The 680-nt window shown below is 38.7% G+C and carries 1 protein-coding gene; it reads right to left on the reverse strand.

What is annotated here, in order from left to right; all coding sequences use genetic code 11:
• Nucleotides 1-184 precede the first annotated feature (184 nt).
• Entirely contained in the window at nucleotides 185-505 is a 321-nt protein-coding gene (locus H5200_RS23315) for a hypothetical protein (protein WP_182762867.1), read from the reverse strand.
• Nucleotides 506-680: the final 175 nt, after the last annotated feature.

The following is a 680-nucleotide window of genomic DNA, read 5'->3' on the forward strand; positions in this document are numbered from 1 at the left end:
TGATCGGCAAAATCATTAAGAACACAAAAGTGATCATTATCGCGTAATTTTCGTGATCAAAGCTTAATGAGAATAAGCGATCAAAGTTAATGCCATTGGGTGATCAAAGCTGGTGAGAATATGCACGCAGGGAGCCAGCAATAATATGTCCCGGCGAACGCAGTGAGCGCACTACAGCGGCTTGTTAGGTGTTTTTACACTCCTGAGCAAGCCATTTATTAATAGCGGTTTCATTTGTAGATAAACTTGATAGAGCAAACCTACGAATACCAGAATCACTTTCAATGATGTCAATAAACCAAATTGCTCCATACGCAGCAGAAAAACCTTTATAGGGATTATAAATCATATTTTCAGGAGTAATACAGTCAACAAGGTTCACCAGTGCTGGAACAAAAATACTATCAAACTGATCTTCTAGCTCTCTTGTATTTTCGATTTTTCGAGTTTTTATTTTTAAAAACCCATCATCAGAAACATATGTTTCACTTGAGCTAATATTCAAAGGAAATAAAAGTGCCTGTTTGAAAGTTGCGACATCTTTATTTGTTACACCGTAAGCGTATAGCTAACGACACCTAGCTTTGCTTAATGTTCCAAGGTAGCAGTGGCTCAAGGTTATCTGGCTGCTCAGCAAGGCGCTGTAAGCAAGTAGAGATATAGTCATGCACCACAAGGTC

This window comes from Pseudoalteromonas sp. SG43-7, from assembly GCF_014164295.1.
Lineage (GTDB): Bacteria > Pseudomonadota > Gammaproteobacteria > Enterobacterales > Alteromonadaceae > Pseudoalteromonas > Pseudoalteromonas rhizosphaerae.